The organism is Caballeronia sp. LjRoot29 (genome assembly GCF_964252755.1).
Lineage (GTDB): Bacteria > Pseudomonadota > Gammaproteobacteria > Burkholderiales > Burkholderiaceae > Caballeronia.
On the sequence record NZ_CAXUPU020000011.1, the window covers coordinates 105,741 to 130,064 of the forward strand.

The 24,324-nt window shown below is 60.0% G+C and carries 22 protein-coding genes and 2 pseudogenes; 13 read left to right on the plus strand and 11 right to left on the minus strand.

Translation table 11 applies throughout. From position 1 onward, the window contains the following. Positions 1-290: 290 nt before the first annotated feature. The 3 genes and pseudogenes from ACSQ83_RS14940 to ACSQ83_RS14950 form a co-directional block, all read right to left on the minus strand. Positions 291-506 (minus strand): annotated as a pseudogene (locus ACSQ83_RS14940) (hypothetical protein); the annotation flags it as partial. 27 nt (positions 507-533) lie between these two features. Beyond that, positions 534-1,979 (minus strand): PLP-dependent aminotransferase family protein, encoded by a 1,446-nt coding sequence (locus ACSQ83_RS14945; RefSeq protein ID WP_436228671.1) that lies wholly within the window; start codon positions 1,977-1,979, stop codon positions 534-536. Between the two features lie 423 nt (positions 1,980-2,402). Next, entirely contained in the window at positions 2,403-3,989 is a 1,587-nt protein-coding gene (locus ACSQ83_RS14950) for an EAL domain-containing protein (RefSeq protein ID WP_436228672.1), read from the minus strand. A gap of 270 nt (positions 3,990-4,259) precedes the next feature. Here ACSQ83_RS14950 and ACSQ83_RS14955 point away from each other — a divergent pair, with 270 nt between their 5' ends. Beyond that, positions 4,260-5,711, plus strand: a complete 1,452-nt coding sequence (locus ACSQ83_RS14955) for a PLP-dependent aminotransferase family protein (protein ID WP_436228673.1) — start codon at positions 4,260-4,262, stop codon at positions 5,709-5,711. Here ACSQ83_RS14955 and ACSQ83_RS14960 read toward each other — a convergent pair. After that, positions 5,708-8,500 (minus strand): EAL domain-containing protein, encoded by a 2,793-nt coding sequence (locus tag ACSQ83_RS14960; protein WP_436228674.1) that lies wholly within the window; start codon positions 8,498-8,500, stop codon positions 5,708-5,710. The two genes, ACSQ83_RS14955 and ACSQ83_RS14960, sit on opposite strands and share 4 nt — an antisense overlap. Positions 8,501-8,981: 481 nt before the next feature. Beyond that, positions 8,982-9,554, minus strand: coding sequence for a fumarylacetoacetate hydrolase family protein (locus ACSQ83_RS14965; protein ID WP_436228730.1), 573 nt, complete (start codon positions 9,552-9,554; stop codon positions 8,982-8,984). Between ACSQ83_RS14965 and ACSQ83_RS14970 the strand changes: the two genes are divergently transcribed. The 12 genes and pseudogenes from ACSQ83_RS14970 to ACSQ83_RS15025 all read left to right on the plus strand — a co-directional run bounded on the left by ACSQ83_RS14970 (position 9,536) and on the right by ACSQ83_RS15025 (position 18,528). Next, positions 9,536-9,775, plus strand: a complete 240-nt coding sequence (locus ACSQ83_RS14970) for a hypothetical protein (RefSeq protein WP_436228675.1) — start codon at positions 9,536-9,538, stop codon at positions 9,773-9,775. The two genes, ACSQ83_RS14965 and ACSQ83_RS14970, sit on opposite strands and share 19 nt — an antisense overlap. Before the next feature lie 29 nt (positions 9,776-9,804). Further along, on the plus strand, positions 9,805-10,161 hold the full coding sequence (locus ACSQ83_RS14975; RefSeq protein WP_436228676.1) for a (2Fe-2S) ferredoxin domain-containing protein: 357 nt from the start codon (positions 9,805-9,807) through the stop codon (positions 10,159-10,161). A gap of 13 nt (positions 10,162-10,174) precedes the next feature. Then, positions 10,175-11,035, plus strand: coding sequence for a hypothetical protein (locus ACSQ83_RS14980; protein ID WP_436228677.1), 861 nt, complete (start codon positions 10,175-10,177; stop codon positions 11,033-11,035). Beyond that, the gene (locus tag ACSQ83_RS14985) at positions 10,960-11,388 is read left to right on the plus strand and encodes an NADH-ubiquinone oxidoreductase-F iron-sulfur binding region domain-containing protein (RefSeq protein WP_436228678.1); all 429 of its coding nucleotides are present in this window, start codon (positions 10,960-10,962) and stop codon (positions 11,386-11,388) included. Before ACSQ83_RS14980 ends, ACSQ83_RS14985 begins: the two co-directional genes overlap by 76 nt. A 79-nt stretch (positions 11,389-11,467) precedes the next feature. Then, positions 11,468-12,124, plus strand: coding sequence for a hypothetical protein (locus tag ACSQ83_RS14990; protein WP_436228679.1), 657 nt, complete (start codon positions 11,468-11,470; stop codon positions 12,122-12,124). 233 nt (positions 12,125-12,357) lie between these two features. Next, entirely contained in the window at positions 12,358-13,134 is a 777-nt protein-coding gene (locus ACSQ83_RS14995) for a hypothetical protein (protein WP_436228680.1), read from the plus strand. Positions 13,135-13,158: 24 nt separating this feature from the next. Then, on the plus strand, positions 13,159-13,290 hold the full coding sequence (locus ACSQ83_RS15000; protein ID WP_436228681.1) for a hypothetical protein: 132 nt from the start codon (positions 13,159-13,161) through the stop codon (positions 13,288-13,290). Positions 13,291-13,299: 9 nt separating this feature from the next. After that, positions 13,300-13,995, plus strand: coding sequence for an alpha/beta fold hydrolase (locus tag ACSQ83_RS15005; RefSeq protein ID WP_436228682.1), 696 nt, complete (start codon positions 13,300-13,302; stop codon positions 13,993-13,995). 4 nt (positions 13,996-13,999) lie between these two features. Beyond that, on the plus strand, positions 14,000-15,607 hold the full coding sequence (gene groEL, locus ACSQ83_RS15010) for a chaperonin GroEL (protein WP_436228683.1): 1,608 nt from the start codon (positions 14,000-14,002) through the stop codon (positions 15,605-15,607). A 32-nt stretch (positions 15,608-15,639) separates the two neighbouring features. Continuing rightward, positions 15,640-16,687: pseudogene (locus ACSQ83_RS15015) on the plus strand (2,5-dihydroxypyridine 5,6-dioxygenase). Further along, a complete protein-coding gene (locus tag ACSQ83_RS15020) occupies positions 16,684-17,307 on the plus strand; it encodes an isochorismatase family protein (RefSeq protein WP_436228684.1) in 624 nt (207 codons plus the stop codon). Before ACSQ83_RS15015 ends, ACSQ83_RS15020 begins: the two are co-directional and overlap by 4 nt. 294 nt (positions 17,308-17,601) lie before the next feature. After that, a complete protein-coding gene (locus ACSQ83_RS15025; protein ID WP_436228685.1) occupies positions 17,602-18,528 on the plus strand; it encodes a porin in 927 nt (308 codons plus the stop codon). Positions 18,529-18,571: 43 nt separating this feature from the next. Here the strand turns inward: ACSQ83_RS15025 and ACSQ83_RS15030 are convergent, their stop codons facing one another. The 6 genes from ACSQ83_RS15030 to ACSQ83_RS15055 form a co-directional block, all read right to left on the minus strand. Continuing rightward, on the minus strand, positions 18,572-19,300 hold the full coding sequence (locus ACSQ83_RS15030; RefSeq protein WP_414948577.1) for an SDR family NAD(P)-dependent oxidoreductase: 729 nt from the start codon (positions 19,298-19,300) through the stop codon (positions 18,572-18,574). 5 nt (positions 19,301-19,305) lie between these two features. After that, a complete protein-coding gene (locus ACSQ83_RS15035; protein ID WP_436228686.1) occupies positions 19,306-20,619 on the minus strand; it encodes an MFS transporter in 1,314 nt (437 codons plus the stop codon). Between the two features lie 67 nt (positions 20,620-20,686). Continuing rightward, positions 20,687-21,214 carry a 2,4'-dihydroxyacetophenone dioxygenase family protein gene (locus ACSQ83_RS15040; protein ID WP_436228687.1) on the minus strand — a complete coding sequence of 176 codons (528 nt, stop codon included), beginning with the start codon at positions 21,212-21,214 and terminating at the stop codon, positions 20,687-20,689. A gap of 105 nt (positions 21,215-21,319) precedes the next feature. Further along, positions 21,320-22,261 (minus strand): TauD/TfdA dioxygenase family protein, encoded by a 942-nt coding sequence (locus ACSQ83_RS15045; protein ID WP_414948580.1) that lies wholly within the window; start codon positions 22,259-22,261, stop codon positions 21,320-21,322. Positions 22,262-22,418: 157 nt separating this feature from the next. Next, the gene (locus ACSQ83_RS15050) at positions 22,419-23,129 is read right to left on the minus strand and encodes a GntR family transcriptional regulator (RefSeq protein ID WP_414948581.1); all 711 of its coding nucleotides are present in this window, start codon (positions 23,127-23,129) and stop codon (positions 22,419-22,421) included. 131 nt (positions 23,130-23,260) lie between these two features. Then, a complete protein-coding gene (locus tag ACSQ83_RS15055) occupies positions 23,261-24,190 on the minus strand; it encodes a LysR family transcriptional regulator (RefSeq protein ID WP_414969874.1) in 930 nt (309 codons plus the stop codon). Positions 24,191-24,324: the final 134 nt, after the last annotated feature.

The following is a 24,324-nucleotide window of genomic DNA, read 5'->3' on the forward strand; positions in this document are numbered from 1 at the left end:
ATGATGGCTCCAGGGAGAAAATCAGCTTTTGGACGCTTGCAGTGGCTCGCGGGCTGCTTGACTTGACCCTTTTTAGATTCGCAGCGCATATGCAAGCGGGCGGGGCGGTGAAGCGCCCCTGATAAGAAAACTTCATTTGCACTGCACTCCTGGCGCGCGCCCATCCCCGACCGGGTCTGGTCATCGCTACCGAATGTCAACGGGGGTATCGGCCACACATTCCTTCCGGCCCCATGCCACAGGGTTGTTCCCCGGTTGAACTTTTAGCTTGTGCCGAGGCGTGATGTCTTCTACGACATGGCTCGGCCGAGCACTCGCCGGTCACCACGGCAGCACGATTGATCGTTGTACTTTAAGAGGCCATCGACTGCCTTTCTGATCATGTGCATTCATTCGATCCCACTTAAATGGCGCGCGCAGTGGAAATCCTTGAACCCTGGCATCGGCTGGTTGATCCGTTCGATGGGCCGATACATAACGCGTCTCGTCCGAAACGGCCGCAGCCTGGAGAAGAGCGTTCGATCCTTATCGTTCTAACCGTTGGTCTGCTGGAAGGCGGTACGCTGTCCTGACGATGAGCCGGCACGGCAGGCCAGTGCTCCCAGCGTGCGCATGGCGGTCTCGATAGCAGGTGTCCACGGATGCCCGTAGTTGAGCCTGATGTAGCGCCGCAAATCTCCCGTCGCTGAAAAAATGGGTCCGGGCGCGATCGCAATGCCGTGTGCCGCAGCGGCTTCGAACAGATGTACTGAGTCGACATGCGGAGGCAATTCAACCCACAAAAAATAACCTCCGTCCGGTCTCACAAGCGACGTGCCCCGCGGGAAATAGTCGCGTATGGCTCGCAGCATCTGAGCCTGAAGACGCATGAGATCCACACGCAGCTTGCGCAAGAAACGGTCATAGCCGCCGTGTTCGAGATAGTCTGCGATGGCGAGCTGCGCCGGCACCGATGCCGACAGTGCGGCGGTCGATCGTGCGCGCGCGATCCACGGGGCAAAGCGACCCGCTGCCACCCAGCCGATCCGGTATCTTGGGGCGAGACATTTGGAGAACGAGCCGCAGTGCAACACAAGATTGTTGCGGTCAAATCGTTTGACGGGATGAGTGGGGGTCGACCCGAAATTCAGTTCGCTATACACGTCGTCCTCGATCAATGGCACGTCATGTGCAGCGAGCAATTCGATCAGCGCTTGTTTCTTGTCATCCGGCAAGGACACACCGGTTGGGTTTTGAAGCGACGTCATGAACCAACAGACGCGGATGGGATCCCGCCCAAGGGCCTCAGCCAGTACGTCGAGATCGAGCCCTTCGTGCGCGTCGACAGGTATCTCCACGACCTTCAGGTGAAGGCGCTCGATCGCGCTAAGCGCGCCATAAAAGGTCGGGTGTCCTATAGCGACGATATCGCCGGGGCGGGTGAGTGTTTGCAGGCTTAGCGTCAATGCATCGAGCGCGCCGCTCGTGATGATGATTTCGTCGATGGGTACCACCATGCCCATGGTGAGATAGCGCCGTGCGATCTGGCGGCGCAGGCATTCTTCACCAATCGGCACGGGCGCGGTATTTTCGCCGCGATCCATGTTTCGGGCCGCCCTGTTCAGCGAGCGGGCCAACCGGCCCAACGGAAAGAGCTCCGGGTTCGGCCAAGGGGAGGCAAGGGCAGCATTGTCGCAATCTTGCAGTGCCTGCATGAAGCGATGCGTCAGGCTGGAGGTTTGAGCGGCTGCGCTGTGCGCGAGGATGGGCGCCGGGCGGAGGTCTGATGGCTGCCGGCAATTGACAAAATAGCCTGAGCGGGGCCGCGCCACGACCAGGCCGCGTCGCTCCAGTGCGTAATACGCCTGGAATACCGTTGACGGACTGATGCCGTATGAACGGCTTGCCTGACGCACGGACGGCAGCCGCATGCGTGGCTTCAGCACTCCACTTTCTATCAGTCCTTCGATCTGAGACGCGAGTTCTTGATAGCGCTTCATGCCAGAAGCGGTCCTTGTATTGCTTGCGTACCTATCATGCTGCGCCTTCGTGAGTCATGCTATTTGCGCGCTTGCCAACATCGCGTGAGCAACGGGGGGTGCCGTACGCTGCAGATGCGGTACGCGGATTCTTTTGCGCCGCGTTTGTTGTGACGCCGTGCGAGCAGCCGACCGGTTGTCGGCGTCTGATTCAGGCCGTTCCCTCGAATGCCTAAACTGTCCCTTTGGTGAACAAAACCCAGACAATGCCCGTGCGTGAGGAAATTTAGAAGGATCAGTTGAGCCAAGAATCGGCGGATCAGATTATTTGTGCCGAGCGCCGGGCTTGTTTCATCAAGCTCCCCGGCCCGGGAATGGCGTGGTTGGAATCCCCCACGACAACGCGTTGCGACTGACATCGGCCTCACGCGCCGGGCGCTCGCTCTACGAATATTTCCTGATGCGCCATGCAAGGATGGCGGCGCCACCGCCGTCGGCAAGAAATGCCGCGAGACGGGCAATCTTGAGCGCTCGGCCATAAAAGAATCCCTGACCGAATTCCGCTTGTGTCGTGCGCACGGCGGCATGCTGCGCTGCCGTTTCCACGCCCTCCACTACGACCATCACATCAAGACGGTGCGCCATGCCGATAATCGATTCAAAGTAACGCGATCGCTCGTAGGGAGTGAGCTCGAAGATGCCCTGGCTTACCTTGACCATCTCGAAGTTCATTTGTGAATACGAGCGAAGATCGGTGAAAGGCGCACCGATTCCTGCGAGTGCGAATTGCACGCCTAGTGCGCGAGCACTTGTCATGACTCGCGCCAGTTGCGGTCCCATTTCCGTGACCTCGTCTTTATCGAGTTCGAGTATCACCGTGGGCTCGCTGGCACGAATCGTATTGCGGAGATCTTCCATGAACTCCACGCTTAGCAGTTGCGCCGCGGACATGTTGATGCTCACATAAAGCGACCTCGCGTCCGGGATCGCGCTTATCTCACGCGTAGCAGTCGACAGTACGAATTGCGTCAACCGCCCGACCAGACTGCTTTTCTCGAGGTATGGCATGTAGTGGTCGGGGCCCAGTGAGCCGAATGCCGAGTTGTCCCATCGCAGCAACGCCTCGGTGCCCACGCACCTGCCTTGTCTCAAGCTCACCACGGGTTGATATTCGAGATGAAACTCGTGACGCTTGAGTCCAGCTCGCGCTGCGCGTATCAGCGCCAAGTCGTAGCGGGTCCAGCGTTTGAACAGCAGCCATCCCACGGCAGCAATGAGCGCCAGCAGAAGCGGCCAGCGCAGACGACTCCAGACGCGCACCAACGCATTAGACCCGGCTGTGACGGAAGGCGTGGCGAACCCGATGCGCTCAGCCGTGGGGGCTTTGTTCTGGCTAATCGACGGGGAAGGACGGGCATTGCATGGCGGGCTCGTCGAGCAAGTGCTGTCATCCGCTGTCGACGTGTCTTCGGCGAGCTCAACTGTCCGGTCCTCTGGCCGGCCCTCTGCATGGGCGACGGCGTTCTCATTGTCGCCGGGCGACCATCCGGAGTCGGAAGAGTCAAGGGGGGACTCTAGCTTGAAGAGAAAGGTCTGCGACGGAGCGCTCCATTCGAGCCTTGCAAGCGACGGTTCGCTAGCGCTGCTTACCATGTTTTCGCTGCCCTCGTCGAACGCATCAAGCAGCGAGTCGCACACACGGGTGAGGGGAAATAGCGGACTCGCGTCAGGACCCGCAAGCGAGGCCGGAATCAGGGGAAGCGAGATTGGAAGTGCGCACGCCGCGCCAAACCGGACGGACGTCTCGACTGCGGGCGCGGGTTCGCCGAACGTCTTCGGCAGTTGGCCAATGATGCTGGAATAGCTGTGTTCGGCGTTCGTGCCGGTGTAAGACCCCGCGCCGGTGTCCGCGTGTGCGAGCGATAGCCTTGCGGCGGCCAGCAGAAGGATGACTGTCCAGCGAATGAAATCGAAACGTCGCGGCTCGACAGCGCGACGCTTCGAATGTTTCCCTACAAGACCCAACGACATGAATGTCTCTTCTTCGCAAATTACGTGGGCCTGGAACGGTCGAAGCGCGACTGCGCCTGATAAGCGCTAGCGACTCCTCCGATAAAATTCGATGATGGGAATGGAAGCGCACTTTGCCAGTGAACGGCTTTCAGCGACAGGGGCAGATTCGTCCAAAAAAGACGTATCAGACGCTTTCTGGAAAGCGCTACCGGCGAGCGTTGACAACGGGTTGCATCAGGTAGAGCCTGTCGATTAAGTCATGCAGCACGTCTTGCATGGGAGCCGAAGATGAAACGTTATGAGCGGCTGGCCTCGCAAATCGGCGACCTGATAAAGCGCGGCGACCTGCCGCCGGGCGCGCGCATCCCCGCGGTTCGCGCTGCGTGCGACGCTTATGGCGTCAGTCCATCCACCGTGTTTCGCGCGTATTACATGCTCGAAAGGCAGGGCTTGATCGTGGCGCGGCCACGCTCGGGCTATTTCGTCTCGGCGGCCGCTCCTGGCGCTCCCCTGCATGGAGCAGCCTCGACGCCGAATGAACCATCGAAATCCGTCAACATCAGTGAGCTCGTGTTCGAAGTGCTCCACTCGACCAGGGACACGCGTACCGTGGCACTCGGCTCGGCATTCATGAGTCCCGCGGTCCTTCCGATGCAACGTCTTGGAAAGTCGTGCGCATTGGTCAATCGTTCGACTGATCTCGCAAAAATGGTGGCCGCGCTGCCGCCTGGCGATGACGCATTGCGTCGTCAGATAGCACTGCGCTACCTGATGGCCGGGATGGTGGTGCATGTCGATGAAATCATCATCACGAGCGGCGCACTCGATGCGTTGACGCTGAGCCTTCAGGTTCTTACTCGCGCAGGCGATGAAATCGTCATCGAAAAGCCTACGTTTTATGCGGCGCTCCAGGCGATCCAGCGGCTTCAGCTGAAGGTGGTGGAAATCCCTGTCGACCCTGTGGAAGGTCACGACATGGAGGCGCTCGCGCAGGCGCTCGACCGCCATCCGATCCGCGCGTGCTGGTTCATGACCGCGTTTCAGAACCCGACAGGCGCGACGCTCTCCGACACAAAAAAGCAGGCGCTGGTCGCCTTGCTCGCGAAGTACGAAGTACCGCTTATCGAAGACGACGTGTACAGCGAGCTGCGTTTTGGACCGTTGCCGAACCGCCCGGCGAAATTTTTCGACCGGCGAGGACTTGTGCTGCATTGTGGATCGTTCTCGAAGAGCCTCGCACCCGGTTATCGAATCGGCTGGGCGGCGGCGGGACGATTCGCGGAACGGCTCGAGCGCGCGAAGTGGATGACGACGCTATCGGCTAGCGTCCCGGCGCAACGCGCGATAGCCGACTACCTCGAGCATGGCGGCTACGACCGGTTCCTGCGCAAGCTTCGCCGCGACCTGGCGGCTCAGCAGGCGGCCATGCTGAGTGCCATCGACCGGTATTTTCCCGCGCAAAGCATGGCGACTCACCCAGACGGCGGTTACTTCACGTGGGTAGAGCTGCCGCGCCAGGTCGATTCGCTACGCCTGTTCGAAGCGGCGCTCGAGCGGGGGATCAGCGTCGCGCCCGGGCCCATGTTTTCAGCCAGCGGTGAATTTCGTCATCACATCCGGCTGAACTACGGGTATCCGTGGTCCCCGGAAATAGAGCGCGCGATGGCCACCCTCGGCGAGCTCGCTCAGGACGAGGCGCTTGTATCCGCGAGCCTCGCCGGACCCGCACAGCCGTTCTAGCGGCCGGACGATGCGGCAGCCAAAGGCGCGTCCAGCGCGGAAATCTCCTGCATGACGAAACGTCCTTTACCTGCCTGCTTGGCGCGATACATCGCATCGTCCGCAGCCTTCAGCAGGACTTCGCTCGACAGCGTCGCGCTCGATTCGGGTACGAGGACGCCAATGCTGGCTGACAACTGGATGGCCCTTCCGTCGATTCGCATCGGCTGGCCGATCGTTTGCAAAATGACTTGTGCAATGCCCGCGATCGCGTGTTTGTCGGACCCGCTGCCGGTGAGCAGGACGGTGAATTCATCACCGGCAAGACGCGCGACCACATCGCTGTCACGCACGCAGTGGCGAATGCGCGCCGCGACTTCGACCAGCACTCTGTCGCCGGACAGATGCCCGTAGGTGTCGTTGACTGCCTTGAATCCGTCGAGATCGATGAACATCACGGCGGCGAGACAGTCGCGGCACTCGCGCAACGCAGTATCGAGTTTCGACAGGAACGCACGCCGGTTGTGGAGCCCGGTCAGGGCGTCATGAAAGGCGAGATCCCGGAGGCGATCGACCAGGGCCTGCCGCTCGGTTACGTCCTGCACAAGGAGGTAGTAGCCGCCGGCGGAGCGTCCTTGAATGTGGGTTGGGACCAGCAGTCCGCGCAACACGCGCCGGGTTCCGTTGATGGTTGCGCTGATCTCATACTCGACGCGCTCTCCCGCGAGCGCACGCTGCACGTACGGCTCGATAGTCGCCACATACTCGGGGTCGAGCACTTCACGCACGGTGCGCCCGAGGATTGCTTCGGGATCCAGCCCGAACCAGTCACGGTAAGTGGAGTTGGCAAACCGGAAGCGCCGCTCGCTATCAACGTAGGCTACCAGCACCGGCAAATTGTCTGCGAAGGCGCGCAGATCGAAGCGACGGCTGACCAGCTGCTGCGCGGTGTCCGCGAGCTGCCCATAGGAATTTCGCAGATCGTCCGAAGCCGATTGCGCGGCCTGATGAAGGCCAGCTTCACGTTCCTGTTGCTCGGCGTGGGCGTCGTGAAAGACGAACAGAAGCTCGTCGTCGGGGGATTGGGTATCACGCTGCAGTGCGATCTGCACCCGCGCACCCTTCTTGCGGCCGTCAGGCAGGCGCAGCGTGACTTCCACCATAGTCAGGCCGGCGTGATACGGTTCATCGAAGGCGGTAAGGGCGTGCTGCAGGGCGTTGCGTTCCGTTTCATCGAGGAGTTCGGGCAGCGTCGTCCCTGTCAGGCTTTCACGCGAGTTGCCGAACAGTTTGACGCAGGCCGCGTTCATGCGCCGCCACGTCCAGTCGCGTCCAATATGGGCGATTGCGACCGGGGCCTGGTAGAACGTATCGAAATAGAGCGCGTGCTGATTTCGAAGCCGCTCGATAATCTGTTGAATGGGCAGGCCCGAAGGTTCTTCCAGCTCCCGAAGCCGCAGTTCGTGTTCGATCATCCTGCCGAGATCCATCAACATCTCGCGCTGTTCGAATGAGAAGCGGCGTGGCACGCGGTCCATCACGCACAGCGTACCGATCGCGATGCCAGAGAGCGTTCGCAACGGAATGCCCGCGTAAAAGCGGATTCGCGGCGCGCCCGTCACGAGCGGGTTGGCGGTGAAGTCCGGATGGGCGCGTGCGTCGCGAACGACCAGCAGGCGATCGAAGTCAAGCGCCCGCTGGCAGAACGCGATATGACGCGGCGTGCTCTGGATGTCGAGTCCGACCGATGCCTTGAATGTCTGAGTTTGCTCGTGCAGAACCGACACCGCGGCAATCGGCATTCTCAGCGCGCGCGATGCAATGCGGGTGATCCGGTCCAGGACCTCCTCCGCGCCGCTCTCGAGCAGCCGCGTCGCACCGATGACCGATTCCCGATATCGTTCATCGGCGGCGCTCGCGGTATTTTCCGGTACGACGGGCACGCCGTTCTCCTGCGTCGCCACGAGCTGGCGCTGCATCGTTTCGGCGGATGCAAACTCCCGCAATTGTTTGATAGTCATTGGCATTCCATACCGATACCCCTGTGCCAGATCGATGCCCGACTGTCGCACGGAGCGATGTTGTTCGGCGGTCTCCACGCCTTCCACTACCACCTTCGCGCCGAGCGAGTGCACGAGGTTGGCGACCGCCTTAAGAAAAGCTGGGCGATTCTCGTCGTCGGTCACGAGGTACCGACGGTCCACCTTGACGAGATCAAAATTGAAATCGCCGAGAAGGTCCAGGTTACTAAAGCCGGTGCCGAAATCGTCGAGAGACAGGAGTACACCGGCCTGCTTCAGAGTATGCAATACCGCGCGGACTTGCGGCGTGCGCGCGGCGCAACTGCGCTCGGTGATTTCCAGAACGGTGCGGTTAAGCATCGTTCCCGCGGCCTGCCGGATGTCATCGACAAAACCCCTGCTCGCCAAATGTCGCGCGCAGATATTCACGGAAATGTGCCAGTGATCGACGCCCGGCGTCTGCCTGATATCGATGCTTGCCTGGCGCAGTACAAAGCGGGTCAACGGACCGATCAGCGAGGTGCGCTCGAGATGCACGATGAAATGATCAGGGCCTGCTCCGCCGAAGGTATCGTTACGCCATCGGACCAATGCCTCGACACCGACGCACGCGGAGGTGTTGACGTCGAAGATGGGCTGGTACACGACGTAGAACTCGCCGCGACGCAGGCCCCTTCGCGCGGCGCGCAGGAGCTTTGCTCGCGATAGAAAGTGGACCGCCCGCTCGATAGTGGCATGCTTGACGCCAGATTCTGCTGCGAGCGTAGCAATGAGGCGTCTCATGAGCATGACGAAGATCTGTTCAAACGAAAACGGGCGGGGAACGAGCAGGAACGCGTCTGCGCTGCAGCGAGTGTTTGCGGCCTGGGGTTTCGCCGAGGAAGCGCACGGTCGGCGAAGGGGGGACTATGACTGAGATCTTTTCAGGAAACGAGTATCACATCCACCGAAAAAAAGCGGATCAGTGCGTTCCGTTCACGTGCGCGGTCCAAACCTGCCGGAACGTGTGACGGAACATAGGCGGCGGGGATAAGACAAAAGCCCGGCAGTTAGCTGGGCCGGAGGGGGAGATATGGGTCATTCCGATGGCGAACCGTCTTGGCCGAATACTGCCAGGCAGCCTATCCGGTTCACCGGCGATCATCTCGACCGCCTTTACTCGTCGTCGCAGCTTAAGTCCTGGCGCTTTTGCCGTTTACTTGTTTGAATAAATCGATTCAACAGTAGGGCACTGGCCGTTTTTCCGGAGGCGGTCGATGTGAGCTTGACCCTAACGGGGCGTGTCGGCAACGACTGGATTTGTCAGCGTTCCGATCCCTTCGATATAAACTTCGATTGTATCGCCGGGCTTCAGAAAGACGGGCGGCTGGCGCTTGAATCCGACGCCGCCAGGCGTGCCGGTCAAGATCACGTCACCTGGCGTCAATGTCGCGAAACGTGAGATGTACGAGATCAGATACGGAATGTTGAAGATCATCATATGCGTCGTGCCGCGCTGCATTTCTTCGCCGTTCAGTCGCGTGACGACGCTGATTTCCGCGTCATCGGGGACCTCGTCACGCGTCACGAGCCACGGTCCAAAGGCGGCCGTGGCATCGAAGTTTTTACCAGGTGTCCATTGCGTTGTATGCTGCTGCCACTCGCGTACCGAACCATCGTTGTAAGCAGCATAACCGGCGATAAATGACCAGGCATCGGCTTCAGCGATCCTGCGCCCGCTACGGCCGCCGCTGTTGCCGATTACGATCGCCAGTTCTCCTTCGTAATCCAGAGAAGCTGACTCGTCCGGGACGATCAGCGGCTCGCCGTGCCCGACTTGCGACGTTGGGGTGCGTACAAAAATCGCCGGCTGTCCAGTCTTCGTCCGGTTCGCCTCGACGCGATGCGCTTCATAAGTTTTTCAAGCGCGAACCCGGTGAATCGAAACTGATTGCATTCGATAGCGGTCAGGAACTCAACGAGCCAGGCCGGCAACTGAAAGATTATGGACTGGGTCACTGGTCGCTGATGACGCTCGTGCCGACCACCGGCAAAGCGTATAAGCGCGTGACCTTCGGCAACTGACCTGAACTCTTGAACCAAAGGTGTTTGCAATGCAGCAAGAAGACGTCGAAGTATTCGTTTGCATGAATGTGGACTGCAAGAGCCGCGGTGCCGAAGCGGTCCTTAAGCGGCTCAACCAGCGGCTCGACGAACTCGGGCTCGACCACGTGGTGCCGGAGCCTTACCTGTGCTTCTCCGCGTGCCAGTTGGGACCTGACGTGATCATCCCGTCGAAGCGTTGCTGGATGTCCGGGGTGACGGCGGCGGATGTGAACGAGGTGGTCGATTACCTGAACGGTGGCAGCGAAGTGCCGCGCCTCACTGAAAAAAGCGATCCCGGTTTAAAAAAGCTGATCTTCGACATCATCGACGCCGGGCTGCTGCCTGGGCGTGGCGACTACTTCTAAGCGAGCGACGGTGATGAGAACCGCAATGTTCAGGCTCGCCCGCACGCCCGCCCGATACACGGCATGGGCACGCGCCATGACGCTCGATGCACAGGCGCTGATCGGCATGGTGGAGTTATCCGGGCTGACGGGGAAGGGCGGGGGTGCGTTCCCGACGCACAAGAAGATGCGGCTGATGCGTGAACAAGCCGGCGAGCGCAAGGTGCTTGTGGTCAACGGGAGCGAGCACGAGCCCGGCTCGCTGAAGGATCGGCGATTGCTCGCGCAGCACCCCCAGTTCGTACTGGAGGGTGCACTCATCATGGCTCACGCAGTCGGCGCGACAGAGATCGTGGTGGCGATAAACCGCGCGGCGAGTTCGGCGCTGCAGGCGTTCAGGGACGCAATAGATGACGCAGGACCCGAACTGCGGGGCCTGACCGTCCAGGTCAATGAAGTGCCGGATTCGTACATTGTCGGCGAGGAACCGGCGTTGCTGGAGGTGCTGGAAGGCCGCGATGCATTGCCCCGAAAGAAGCCGCCGTTCCCTATCGAGCACGGCTTGCACGGGTTACCGACCCTGATCCAGAACGTAGAAACGGTTGCGCATCTGCCGCTCATCGTGGGCGAGGGGGCGGAGGCTTACCGGGCGCTGGGCCTGACGTTATGCACGCTGGGTGACGAATTCGTCCATGCGGGCGTTCATGAGGTTCGTCAGGAACTTCGTTATACGAACTTTTGTATGAAATTGGCGGAGGCCTTCGCGACGGCTCCCGCATCAAAGCGATCCAGACCGGTGGTCCTTCATCGGGATTCCTGGTGCCCGACCATTTCGACCTGTTGTTCGACGCGGGCGTCCTGGAAAATAACGGCGCGTCGCTCGGCTGTGCGGTGATCCGGGCGTACTCGGAGAACGATTGCATGGTCGAGGCTATCGCCCGCATCACCGGTTTCTTCTCCGCGGGCTCATGCGGTCAGTGCCCGCAGTGCCGGATGGAGACGCAGATGCTCGACGCGATCATGAGGCAGATCTTGAACGGCAATGGCAGTTGGCGGCTACTCGATCGTGTCGGTGACATCCTCAAGATGGCAGAGGGCGCCGGACTGTGCAGCCTGATCAAGATGCCGGTGGCACCGGTCGTAAGCGGCATCGACTTGTTCCGGTCTGAGTTCGCTGCGCACATTGAAGGCGCGTGTAACGAATGCGCCGCGGCAGCAGGAAGAGAACCCTTGCGGGCTGACGCTTGAACACAATTCCAAGTTTCTTGAGCGGTTGTACAGGTTGTCTAATTATTTGGGTCGCAAAGAGCGACAAAGGGGATTTCTCATGGACAGGCTACAGCGGCTAAATCAACTACCGGAACATGAGGTCTATGACACGCGAGTCGTCCTGAAGCGCACAGGCGACAGCGAGACCGCACAGGATGACTACGCCCTTCGGCGTGTGCCTGCTACCTGGCGATGGAGCGCGTGGGGATCGCTCGGGGCCTTCAGTGGCATGTCCACGGCCATGGCCTACCCGCTGACCGCGGCGTTGCTCGCGATGGTGCTGGGTGGCAGCGCAGTGGTATGCGCCTTGATCCTTTCCATGCTCTACACGTGGGTAGGCGTCTGGTACATGTCGAAGAAGGCGGCCAACGAAGGCGCTATCCTCGAACTCATCAGCAAGCATACGTTCGGCTTCAAGGGCTCCGCGTACCAGATCGTGGTATTCGGGCTGCTCGGCACCATCTATTTCTCGCTCGAAGGCCATGTGATGGCGACGGCGCTGACGGAGTCGGTGCCCATGCTGTCGTACAAGCTCAGCGCCGCATTGATCTGCGTGGCGTTCATTCCGCTGACCATGTATGGCATGCAGTTTCTGTCGCGCTTTCAGTCGCTGACCGTGTGGCTCTATGCGTTGGGCATTGTGCTGGCGCTGGTAGGGCTGTTTGGCGGCTGGTCGAGCGACATTAGCAGCAAGCTTGCAAGTGCTCGCTGGTAGGAAGTGAATCCCGGCAATGCGCCGTTTAGCTGGGTAGCGGTACTGAGCGCGTTCGGCGCATTCAGTGGGTTGCTGGGTTCCATCCTGGTTCTGCTTTGCACCGATACGGCCCGTTTTGCAAGGCGCCACGAAGCAGGCAAGGTCGCTGCGTTGACGTCGCTCATCGGGGCCACTGTGCCTGTGATCGCCACGACGCTGTTTGGTATCTATCTGCTGCGAGTTCCGGTGGCAAGGTGCCGGATCCCGGTGTCTCGCTGGTTCGCCTCCTCGGCTCGGCTGGCTTGTTCCTGATCATCGTGACGCAATTGCGCGTGAACGTCATCAACGTGTATTTCGGTACGAACGCGCTTGAAAATTTTGCATCGCAAGTATTCAAGCTTAACTGGAAGCGTTCCCGGTTTCTCATCCCTTTCATGATCATCGCGTACTTGATCGTGACCTCGCCGTTCCTCGCCTACTTCGGCACGATCATGACGATGCTCAGCGTCTTCCTGTTCAACTGGACCATGGTGTTGTTCGGCGACCTGATGCTGGTGCGCAAGCGTTTCGACCTTCCACAATGGTCTGAATTCCGTCGTGGTTATGTTGCCCAGTACAACAAGATCGGCATGATCTCCATGTGGGTCCCAACCGTGGTCGGCGTGGTCATGGGCAGCGGGTTTTTCGGTGTGAAAGTCCAGGCGTTGGCAGTACCGCTGTCCGGTGCCGCGGCTTTCCTGATGCCGACGCTCGTCAGTCGGATGATGTCGCGCAAAAGCGTGATAGACCAGTATTTCGCCCGAATTCCCGAGAGCGTTGCGGCGCTTTCCGAGGAGCATCAGTGCGATGTCTGTACGCACAGTTTCCACGGGTCCGACTTCGTACTGTGCCCGTATCACGGGGGCAAGTTCATCTGCTCGAACTGCTGCGCCGCGGAGAAATCGCGCGGGACAATGTGTCACACCGAGTCGATCGTGTCAGCACCGGCCAGCCGTAAAGGTGCGCCGGTGACGGCCGCCGGGACAGTCTGAAAGATGCATTCACAAGGAGTCTCCATGAACAGCCCCAGGCATTTCGATCACTTGTACGTGAAGGGAATGGACATCGAACTGCATCTGCTTTCCAAAGGCAACCGAGGCGGAATTCCGGTGATCTTCCTCCTCGGCATTACCAGCTACAGCCGCTAGGTGATGCGCATGCTCGACCTGATGCCAGACGATTATCATTCGCTTGCACTCGACATCCGTGGCCGCGGGCGTTCCAGCTGGCCGAAGCAGGGGTATCGGCTGGCGGACTACGTTGGCGACCTGCTCGATGTACTGAACGCGCTTGCCGACAATCCGGTCTCGCCAGTTCTCGTCGGCCATTCGATGGGCGCGCGGATTGCCGCCGCGTTTGCGGCGCGTCATTCGTCGCTGGTGTCGGGTCTGGTGCTGATCGATCCGCCTGTCAACGGCCCCGGCCAGAGGCAGGTGTATCCAAACGCGCTCTCGATGTTCCTGCAGCAGAAGGCGGCAGCCGACCTGAACGACATGGCATCGTTCCGAAGCTATTTGCCGTCGTTCTCTGACGCTGCGCTGGAAGAACGGGCTGACGAGTATCGCAACTGCAGTCAGCAGGCATTGATCGAGTCCTATGAGTCTTTGCTGAGCGAGCCGTTCCGGATCCATGTGAAGGCCGTTACCTGTCCGATGCTTCTGCTTGCCGCCAAACACGGCGATACGATCCGTGAGACGGAGTTTGCGTCGCTTAAAGCGCTCAACGAGCGCCTGCGCGGGGTGCGCGTTCCGGGCGTCGGCCACATGATCTACAAGGATGCTCCTGAAGAGACGGCGCGGCATATTGTCGAGTTTGTCGGCGAACATGCTCGCCGGCCGGTAGGTAAGCGTTAAGCGGATGGCACACGACGCAGCTCACGGTCCGGTCCCCAAGACCCTGACGTTCGGGCCCGATGGGATCAGGCAGATCGCTAGCGGCGTGAAGATACTGGCCGGCGCCATGCGGCGTGCTTATGGACCGAGACGCAGCCTCGTCGTGATGGCGCGTCTGCTGGACTCTCCATTGCTGGTATCGAGCGCGTGGCAGATCGCGAAGGGGGTCGAGTGCGAAGGGCGCCTGCCGAACATCGGCGTGAGACTGCTTCAGGAAGCACTGGACGATGTCAGGGCCAGCGCGGGCGACGGCGGTACGACGACCGCTATCCTGCTCGACGAAATGCTTCGCGATGGCCTTCGTTGCATCGTCGCCGGCATCAATCCTCAAGGTCTCTGGCGCGGCATGGAAAGGGCTACGTCGACGGCCCTGAACGCCATACGGGCAACCGCGTGGACCCTCGACGATGACTTCGTGGTGGCCTCGCTGCTGAACGCCAGCGGGTTCGACGTGGCCCTGTCGCGGCTGATTCAGGAAGCGGTCAGCCGTGTCGGTGTCACAGGGATGATCCGCGTGATCGAATCGACGAAAGCGGTTTGCGAACTCATCGTTCACGATGGCATGTTTTTCGAGCGCGGATTATTGTCGAACTTGCTTGCGACCGATACCACCAAGGTCGAGGCGAGGCTGCATAGACCTTATGTGTTCGTCACCGATCGCGTGCTCGCATCGCACAACGACGTGCTCGGAATTCTCGATCAAGTCCACGCGAAGGGTGGGGCGCTGTTTATAGTCGCCGATGATGTGCAAGGCGACGCGCTGTCGACGCTGATCAGCAATCAACTCGGCAACGTCATGGCAGTCGCCGCTATCCGCTCGCCCGAGTACGGCGAGCAACGCGACGAGGTGTTGCAAGACATCGCTGTCAGCACCGGTGGGCTGGTCCATCAACAGGCCATGCACAGCGCAGTGCCCTTCGAATGTTTTGGCCGCGCGGACGAGATCGTCATCACCAGGGATTCGACGCTGATCATCGGTCCGCATCGCAACGACTTGCAGTGTGCGGTCCGGTTGGGCCAGGTTCAGGATGATATCGGCCCGGCGCTATCGCAGTTCGATCAGGAACGCTTGCAGCGGCGGGTCGGTAATCTAAAAGGCGGGACGGCTGAGCTGCGGATTGGTGGTGCAACGGACGTTGAAATGGGCGAGTTGCAGGAGAAAGCCGTCTATCTCCTGCACGCTATTCGAACCGGGTTAAAACATGGCGTGGTTGCCGGCGCGGGTTCCACTTATGTCAAGGTTGCCGCGAACATGACCGGCATGCCGGCAGTGAATGCGGATGAACAAGCGGGCGTCGATATTGTGCGGCGGGCGCTCGAAGCCCCAGCGCGGCAGTTGTTAAGCAATTCACATATTGATGATCTTTTGGTTGATCAGATTATCAAGCGATACAGAATGGTTGGTAGTGATCTGGCCTATGACCTTGACGGTGGCGGCTGGACAAACACGCTCGTCGGCGGCTTGGTCGATCCGGTTCTCGCGTTAACCGAACCCCTGCGCGTCGCCACGTCGATGGCAGGGCTGCTGCTAAACTCCGGAGCGGTGGTCAGCGACGATCTGATGATCAACTAGCCCGGTTTCCTTAACGCACTCAGGAGTAAGACATGTCCGTAAGCGATGCAGTGATGTTCGATGCGTGGATGCAGGTGCTTAAACTATCGCGTCTCAAACGCGGACAGATGGTCACCGTGCTGACATCCGTCGATACCCATCCGCAAACACTTTCGTCCGCCATGTCGGCGGCGCATGCGCTCGGCGCGACCGTCAACCGGCTCGAATTGCCGCCGGTCAACGCGGAGAAATCGCTAAGCCGCGACGCGCTTGCGTATGTCGGCACGACGCCGCTTACCGGCAATCGCGCGGCGATGGCTGTGCTAAAAGAAAGCGACCTGGTCATCGATCTGATGCTGTTGCTGTTTTCACCGGAGCAGCATGAGATCCTGCAATCAGGTACGAAGATCCTGCTGGCAGTAGAGCCGCCTGAAATACTTGCCCGGCTGGTACCCACCGAAGAAGATCGCGTGCGCGTGCTCGCGGCGGCCGAGCGCCTCGCGGCAGCGCGCAGCATGCACGTCAGCTCTGCTGCGGGCACCGACTTGCATTGCGCTGTTGGCGACTATCCGCTGCTCAAGGAATACGGTTTCGTCGATGAACCGGGCCGATGGGATCACTGGCCGAGCGGATTTCTTGCGACGTGGCCGAACGAAGGAAAAACGCACGGGCGGATCGTGCTCGATCGCGGCGACATCCTGTTGCCGATGAAATCGTATGTTCAGGAACCGATCGAGTTGACCGTCGAGGGTGGATACGTCACGAGCATAAAGGGCGGCCTCGACGCTGACTTGCTCAACGATTATATGGACGCCTTCGGCGACCCGGAGTCGTACGCGATCTCGCATATCGGCTGGGGGCTTGCAGCCTCGTGCGCACTGGTCCGTGCTGGGGCTTTACGACCGCGAGCGCACGATTGGCATGGATGCCCGGGCATTCGCCGGCAATTTCCTGTTCTCACTCGGACCGAACACGGAGGCCGGCGGTACGCTTGATACGCCTTGTCACATTGATATCCCGATGCGCCGCTGCTCCGTGTCACTGGACGGTGTCGATGTGGTGCGTGATGGCAAGCTGATCGAAGAGGAGGTGATGGCATGACAAGCGCAAATGACGAGCAGCGCTACGAACGGCAAGGATTCGGTGCCGCGCTTGGCGCGAGTGGGCGGATCGGGTTATTGATTGTTGACTTCGTTGTCGGGTTTGCCGATCCCGACGCGTTCGGTGGCGGCAACATTCCGGAGGCCATCGCGGCGACCGTACCCGTGCTTGCGGAAGCCCGCCGTCGGGGCTGGCTTGTGGCTCATACCCGAATCGTTTTCGCCGACGACGCAGGCGATCACAACATTTTCGCTGCGAAGGTGCCCACGCTGCTTGCGTTGACTGAGACCGCCGCCGGCAGCGCAATCGTGCCCGAACTGACACCCGTCGAAGGTGAATTGGTCGTGCGAAAAACGGTACCCTCGGCCTTCTTCGAGACCGGTCTGCGCTCCTGGCTCACACAGCGTGGCGTCGAGACGCTGTTGATCGCAGGCATAACGACGAGCGGCTGCGTCAGGGCCAGCGTGATCGATGCCATGTCGTGCGGATTCAAACCAGTAGTCCTTGAAGATTGCGTTGGCGATCGCGCCCTGGGACCGCATGAATCGAACCTGTTCGACATGGGTCAGAAAAACGCCGACGTGCTGAAGTTCGCGGGGGTTCTTGCGCAATTGCCGTGATGTGGTGACGTCAATGGCTCCCGGACGGGCGCACAGCGCCATAGTCCGGGAGCCGGGGGTAGAGTTTTATTTTGAAAGAGCGGATAATTTATTTAGGTATCCAACATTTATTTATGAAAGAAGATCAATGCGACGTTGTCCGTCAAATCCATCAATATCAAACAAAAGATACCAATATAAAAACCTTTAGACGGACTCTTCCGTTTCTGTCGCTTGCATTCGCCGTGTCAGCGCACGCGCAGTCCTCGGTAACACTTTGTGGCGACATGGATCTCGGCATCCAGTATTTGACGCATGCGGGCAGCGGCGGGGGGTAAAACAATAGGTCCGCAGTCTGGCAACGAGCAACCGAGCCGCTCTGGTTTTACCGGATCAGAAGACTTGGGCGGTGGGTATGCCGCCGTCTTCAGGCTCGAATCCGGATTCAATCCGGGTACCGGCGGCTACACCATTCCAGGAACCCCTTTCGATCGATACGCCTATGTCGGCTTGAGTAGTAATAAGTTGGGCACGCTGACGCTGGGTCGCCAGCGAAGCATCTTGTTCGAGCAATCGCTGTTCTATGACCCGACCTATCTCGCCGAATACTCATCGGAATCGACGAATTACATTCCGGTGTCGAGCTTCAACCAGAACAACTCGGTCAAATGGGCGAGTCTGGTGTACGGCGGATTCTCAAGCGTCTTGATGGTTGGTTTTGGACAGCAACTGGCAGGCAATGCGACTGCGGGCCGCTTCACCAGTGGGGCGCTAATATACGAAAACAATTCGTTCGGCGCGCATGTCGTCTATGAACAGAGCCGCGGTTCCGTGTCGACGGGTGCTGACTTGTCGTCGGAGGTCGATCGGCGCATCAATGGCGCCGTTCGCTATGCAATCGGCGACGCTACCGTCTATGGCGGCTATACGCATATCAGCGGTGACCTGCATCTCTCGCCAGCCGGATACACCTACTACGGCGGCTTGCAGTATCGCCTGTCGCCGGCGTTAGCGCTGGTCGGGGAGGCCGCGCACTATCACACGAGTGACAATGAGGGCCAGCCGACGTGGCTCATTGCCGGGGCGACGTATTCGCTGTCGAAGCGCACGAGTATCTATGCTTACGGCGGCATCCTGAAAAATCACGGAGGAACGTCGTTCACGCTTAATACGTACGACTTCAATTCGCCGGGCGGTTTTGATCAGACCGGCGTGATGATCGGCCCGAATCAACTTTTCTGACCGGCGCGAGGAGAATACCGGCTGGATCGCCGGCAGCAGCGGCCTATGCGACCAGATACCCGCCGTCGACCGGGACAACCGCGCCTGTCATGAAGGCCGCCGCCGGCGAGCACAGGAAAGCGACGACTTGCGCGACATCGTCAGGCTGGCCCCAGCGTTTCATCGGCGTGCGGTCGAGGATAGCTTGCGACCGGTGTTCGTCGGCCTGTAGTGCTTGCGTCAAGGGCGTCGCGATCCAGCCGGGAGCCACCGCATTCACGCGGATGCCATCGGCCGCGTAGGCGATCGCAAGTGACTTCGTCAACTGCACAATGCCGCCCTTGCTTGCGCTGTACGCCGGCACAAGTCCACCGCCGAAAAAACTGAGCATCGATGCCGTGTTCACGATCGTCCCGCCGCTCGCCTTGAGTCTCTCGCGCGCCGCGGCGCACACGCGCATCGTGCCGCTAAGGTTCACGGCGATCACACACTCGAACACATCGATCTCAAGCTCGTCGCCGCGCCGGATCATTCCCGCGCAATTGATGAGCATATCGATCGAGCCTGCTCGCTCGACGAGGGCCGCAACGCTCGCATCGTTGCTGACGTCGAGCTCAACGACATCAATGTCTCGTCCAAACGCCTCGCGCTGGGAATCGGTTGGCGCAATCCCGCCCACGACCACGCGTGCACCCAGGCGAGCCAGGCGCTGCGCGATGCCTGCGCCGATACCCTGTGTCCCGCCCGTCACGACGGCGGTCTTGCCGTTGAAAAGATCAGTTTGAAAAGTCATGTTGGTCAGGCAGAAAAATCGGAAACAGCGGCAGAGGAGACAGCAGTTTCACTGTCCTCAATCTTCGTTTTAACGATAAACATATAAACCAGCGCAGCAGCAAACGCTACCGCCGCGCTGATCAGGAACGCATTGACAAAGGAGTGCGTCCGGTCCACGACGATGCCGGTGACAAACGGTGCAAACGATCCGCCGAAATAGCCACCGAAATTCTGGATGCTGGCAAGCGACGCCACCATGTGACGGGGCGCCGCGACCGTCGCGAGCGCCCAGCATGCGCCGCTCGCCAGATTAACGAAGTACATCGCGGCGCAGAGGTACACCATCGCGAGCGTCAGGTTGGGCGTGAATGCAGCCGGCACGGTGAAGAGGGCCGCGCCGAGGAGGCCAACGCAGATCGGCCACTTGCGGCTTCTCATGGGCGCCACGCCACGTGCCATCAGCCCGTCGGCCACGAAGCCGCTCGACAGCATGCCGAGCGTGCCGAACAGATAAGGAATCGAAACGAGCCACCCCGTGCTGGCGATGGAAAGGTGACGCTCGTGTTCGAGATACGCGGGCAGCCAGGTGAGATAGAGCCATACCATGTAGATCACGCCCATGTTGCCGAAGATCATGCCCCACGTGGTCGACTTGCTGAACAGGCCGCGCCACTCGCGCATCGTCATGCGGCGTTCGGCGCGCTGTTCTGGTTCACCTTCAGTCAGATAGGCGATCTCGTCGCGCTCGAGCGGGACCTTGCGGCGATCGCGATAGACAAGGTACCAGCCGATCGATACGGCAATGCCGAGCACACCCATGACGATGAACATCGTGCGCCAGCCGAAGATCAGCAGGAGCGCGGTGAGCACGGGCGGAGCAAGAGCGGGGCCAATGGTCGACGACGTAATGAAGATGCCCGTTGGCCGGCCACGTTCATGCACGCCAAACCACTCGCTGACGACTTTGGCGCCAGCCGGAAAATTAGGCGCTTCGCCGAGCCCGAGCGCCACGCGTGCCACGAGGAATTGCGGCAGGCTCGACACCAGGCCGCCGCAGAGCTGCGCGCTCGACCAGACGAACATGCCAAGGCCGAGCATCACGCGCGCGCCGAAGCGATCGAGCAACATGCCGATGGGCAATTGCGAGAACGCATAGGCGAACGAGAAGGCTGACAGCAGCAGGCCCATCTGCGACGCCGACAGTCCCAGTTCCTGGCTCACGGAATGGTTGGCTATCGAGAGGGTGCTTCTATCGAGGTAATTGACGATGCCGGCAAGCGTCAGGAACGCGATGGCAACGACCTGAATATGCTTCAGGCGAGGGGATTTCAGAAGCATGGTGTCTCCTCCAATGCTTTTCGTCACTTTGAGCGACGTCTGTTGTTATTGACGGGAAAGGCGAGCGTTACCGGATGAACTGGTCGGCGAAGTCCTCACCGAGTCCGACCGATGCAAAGTGTTTGCGGCACATGTCGACCTTGGTGAAAACGTCTTCGTAGCCGGTGTAATTGCCATACGGGTCGCAATAGAACATCACGCCATTGACTTGGAAGTAGGTGATCATTTCTTCCACGTCTTCAGGCACATATAACGTATGGGTTTCACCGGGCGGCTCGAATACATAGCTGCCTGCAGTCGCTTCCCAATCGTGTTCGAGATACCGCCAGCGGCCCTTGAGGACCATGCCATGCACGGCTTGCGGATGCCGGTGCCGGCTGAGCACGCCGGATTTGCGCACGCGCAGGAGGTTCATCCAGTATCCCGTCGATACGTTCAGACACAGCGGACGGAACCAGACGTTCTCGGCTTGCGGAACCCAGAGGCGTTCGTCGGTGGGTATCGCCGATTCAACGACGATCTCCTTTGCCGCTTCCTTGGGGAACGGCAATTGGTACGGCGTCATTGCATCCGCCGAGGGTTTGGCTACAGCCATGCGTTGCCTCCTGGTAATAGTCAGTAGTGGAAAATGTCGATAACGGCACCGCGCCGACGATGCGCCGTGACCCATCTGCATTGCGCCGGAGCCGCATCGTGGTGGTTATTTCGCTGCCCGCTTATTGCCGATCACGGCCCGTGAATAGGGTCCGAGGACGGGGCCATCGCCTGCGACCGTCGTCCGGCGAAACACCCGGCGATACTTGCTCATATCGTAGGCTTCCGCTTTATGCAGCATCGTCCGGTTGTCCCAGACAACGAGATCGCCCTTTTCCCACTCGTGGAAGTACGTGAACTCCGACTGCGAGATGTGCTCGACGAGTTTCCTGTGAAGCGCCTGGCCCTCCTCGAGTGGCAAGCCGCTGATTTCATTTCCCGCGTTTGCCGTGAAATATAGCGAACGCTCGTTGCCGCGGTCCGGATGCACGCGCACTAGCGGTTGGCTCACCGGGGGCACGCTTTCCTTCTCATGCTTTGAAACCGGCGGCAGTTCCGGGAACAACCGGCGGCCGAATTCGTAGGTGTGAACCATGTGCAGCGGTTCGATTTCGTCCTTGAGCGCCTCGGGCAGGGCGGCGTACGCCTTGATCATGTTCGAAAAACCGGTGCGTCCGCCCGGCGCGCCTTTGGGCATGACCTCGATTCCGTAGAGCAACGAGACGAATGCCGGGACATATCGATACGAACTGTCGGTATGCCAGCGTGCATTGACCTTCTGGAAGATCACGCGGAAATCCGTTTCGGGCAGACTCTGCCCGTCGGCCGAGACGTTCGCCACGTGATACACCGTGGCAGCAGCCACCGTCTTGTCTTCTTCCGGGAAATCTTCGAGCGGACCCCATTGTTTCGAGAACTCGATCTGCTGCGCCTCGCTCAACGCCTGTTTGCGAAAGCACAGCACGCCGTATCGCCCAATCGCTTTTTTCAATTCGTCGATGGTCTCGCCGCTCAACGGTTGCGTGAGATCCAGCCCCGTTACCTCGGCGCCGAGCGCATCGCCCAATGGTGAAATTACATAGTCCGTCGCTGCTGTCGTTTGCTCCATCGTCTTCTCCAAAGTGTCAGGTTTGTCGTGGCATGCCACTGGCATGCCACGAATGGAGGCGATAATAAAACGTCGTCACGAGTGAGGACAACGGGGAGTTAACCCTTAGTGATGCAGCATGAAACCGGATGCCAGGGGAGGGTTCGGGACGGTCGGGTCAACCAAGGCTGTGGTGGTGCGGCAGCGTGGCGTTCGCGAATTCGACGAGATAATCGATCAGTTGATTCGACGCCGCGCCTGCAAGCGCTGGATCGCCTGACGCAATCGATTCGACGAGATGGCAGTGAATGGGGCCGATTCCGGCCAGCGCCGTATGTTCGTCGTGGTGATAGAACCAGAAGCGGCGCGACACCGTATGCAGCATGGACGCCAGCGCTGCCGCCGTGCCATTTCTCGCCGCTTTCGAGAGTAACTGGTTCAACTCGGCGTCGAGCCGCAGGAACTCTCGCACGTCGTTGCCGGCGACTGCTTTTAGGGTGAGCGCGAAGTTATCGGTGAACAACGCACGTTCTGCCATGCTCGAGCGCTTCGCGGCGGCCGCGCTCAGCAGGCGGTCGAGTTCACGCCGGGTTTCGAGCACTTCGAACTGGCGGCGGACATCGATGGTCGTCACCACGACGCCGCGCCGCGGAATGATTTCCACGAGATATTCCCGCGCGAGCCGCTGCAGCGCTTCACGGATGGGCGTGGTGCCAATGCCGAGTTCGCGGCTGAGTATCGATTCGGAAACGAGCGAGCCGGGCGCCAGGTCCAGCGTGACGATCATTTCCTCCAGCCGCCGATACGCCTCCTGATTGAGCGTGGTGCCCGGCCGCGGCACCGGTTCGGCGGCAGGGGCGGCTTCATTCGTGTCGGTGAGGTGCTGCACAGCACAAGTCTCCCAAGGCAAGCAGTAATCTGTAATCTGGTTTGGTGTTTCGCAAGATGCGTGCGTCAACCTATAGCTTACCTGAGCAAGAATTTAGACAGGCGTTGACGACGGTGTGCGTGGCCGGCGGGCTACCTCGCTCCGGCGTTGACTATTGCTTTCATCAGCATGCCTGCTCCGGGCGACAAAGGGGCGTCGCGCCGTGTCACCAGTTCATAGGGTTCGCTAAGTGACGAGAACTGCAGCGGCAGGGCGCAGGCAATACCATGCCCGATACAAAAGTCCGCGACGTCCGTCGATACCAGCGCGACGAAGGAGACGTTTTTCTGCAGGAGAGAGACCGTTGCGAACGCCGACGTGGTCTCCAGCAGATGGGTGGGGAATCGAAGTCCAGCGTCGTGGAATTCGCGTTCGAGCAGCAGCCGCATCGGCATGTTCGCCCGATAGACAACCCACCGATAATTCGCGAGATCCTTGAGTGCGACGCGGCGCTTGCGCGCGAGCGGATGCGACGCATTGGCAATGACCGCAAGCGTTTCTTCACGTACGAACACGCTGTCATACAGGTACGGCGTCTGGCTCACGCTCGTGCGGCAAATGGCGAGATCGAGGCGCCCTGCGTCAATCAAGCTGAGCAGGGCAGCGCTCGTGTCTTCGACGATTTCGACCGACATCTCCGGTTGCTCCGCGCTCACCGAAGTAAGCGCGTCCGTGAGGAGCGGAACTGCGCCCATGATTACGCCCACCGATACGCGTCCACCATAACCGCGCATGACGCCGACGATCTCCTCGCGCAGATGGGCGAGATCAGTCTGGATCAGTCGCGCGTAGCGGATCACGCAATGTCCAACTGCGTTCGGCTCCAATCCGCGATTGGTGCGCACGAAGAGACGCGCGCCGAAAGTGGTTTCGATCTCGTGCAGGGCTTTGCTGGCGCCCGGTTGCGTCAACGCCAGCTGTTTCGCCGCGCCAAGCAGGGACCCGTGTTCTCCAAGCGCGATCAAAAGACGTAACTGCTTTACGTGCAGACGGGAAATGATCGAGTCGAGCGACGGGGTCATCGGACTTGAGAAAAAGTAATAGCGGTATCAAATGTTGTCAATACCGCGACGGCGTGTTGGTCCATATACTGCGGAATTCCCGTGGTTTATCGGGTCGGGAAAACGAATCCCCGGCAAGAGCATAGCTCCCCTAT

Bases quoted from the DNA above. Each gene is read 5' to 3' on its own strand.
- ACSQ83_RS14990 (WP_436228679.1), top strand. From the start codon at position 11,468: ATGGACAGGCTACAGCGGCTAAATCAACTACCGGAACATGAGGTCTAT.
- ACSQ83_RS15020 (WP_436228684.1), top strand. From the start codon at position 16,684: ATGACAAGCGCAAATGACGAGCAGCGCTACGAACGGCAAGGATTCGGT.
- ACSQ83_RS14960 (WP_436228674.1), bottom strand. From the start codon at position 8,500: ATGCTCATGAGACGCCTCATTGCTACGCTCGCAGCAGAATCTGGCGTC.
- ACSQ83_RS14975 (WP_436228676.1), top strand. From the start codon at position 9,805: ATGCAGCAAGAAGACGTCGAAGTATTCGTTTGCATGAATGTGGACTGC.
- ACSQ83_RS15005 (WP_436228682.1), top strand. From the start codon at position 13,300: ATGCTCGACCTGATGCCAGACGATTATCATTCGCTTGCACTCGACATC.
- ACSQ83_RS15055 (WP_414969874.1), bottom strand. From the start codon at position 24,190: ATGACCCCGTCGCTCGACTCGATCATTTCCCGTCTGCACGTAAAGCAG.
- ACSQ83_RS15045 (WP_414948580.1), bottom strand. From the start codon at position 22,261: ATGGAGCAAACGACAGCAGCGACGGACTATGTAATTTCACCATTGGGC.
- groEL (WP_436228683.1), top strand. From the start codon at position 14,000: ATGGCACACGACGCAGCTCACGGTCCGGTCCCCAAGACCCTGACGTTC.
- ACSQ83_RS14945 (WP_436228671.1), bottom strand. From the start codon at position 1,979: ATGAAGCGCTATCAAGAACTCGCGTCTCAGATCGAAGGACTGATAGAA.
- ACSQ83_RS15025 (WP_436228685.1), top strand. From the start codon at position 17,602: ATGCGGGCAGCGGCGGGGGGTAAAACAATAGGTCCGCAGTCTGGCAAC.
- ACSQ83_RS15040 (WP_436228687.1), bottom strand. From the start codon at position 21,214: ATGGCTGTAGCCAAACCCTCGGCGGATGCAATGACGCCGTACCAATTG.
- ACSQ83_RS14980 (WP_436228677.1), top strand. From the start codon at position 10,175: ATGAGAACCGCAATGTTCAGGCTCGCCCGCACGCCCGCCCGATACACG.
- ACSQ83_RS15000 (WP_436228681.1), top strand. From the start codon at position 13,159: ATGAACAGCCCCAGGCATTTCGATCACTTGTACGTGAAGGGAATGGAC.
- ACSQ83_RS14950 (WP_436228672.1), bottom strand. From the start codon at position 3,989: ATGTCGTTGGGTCTTGTAGGGAAACATTCGAAGCGTCGCGCTGTCGAG.
- ACSQ83_RS15035 (WP_436228686.1), bottom strand. From the start codon at position 20,619: ATGCTTCTGAAATCCCCTCGCCTGAAGCATATTCAGGTCGTTGCCATC.
- ACSQ83_RS14955 (WP_436228673.1), top strand. From the start codon at position 4,260: ATGAAACGTTATGAGCGGCTGGCCTCGCAAATCGGCGACCTGATAAAG.
- ACSQ83_RS15030 (WP_414948577.1), bottom strand. From the start codon at position 19,300: ATGACTTTTCAAACTGATCTTTTCAACGGCAAGACCGCCGTCGTGACG.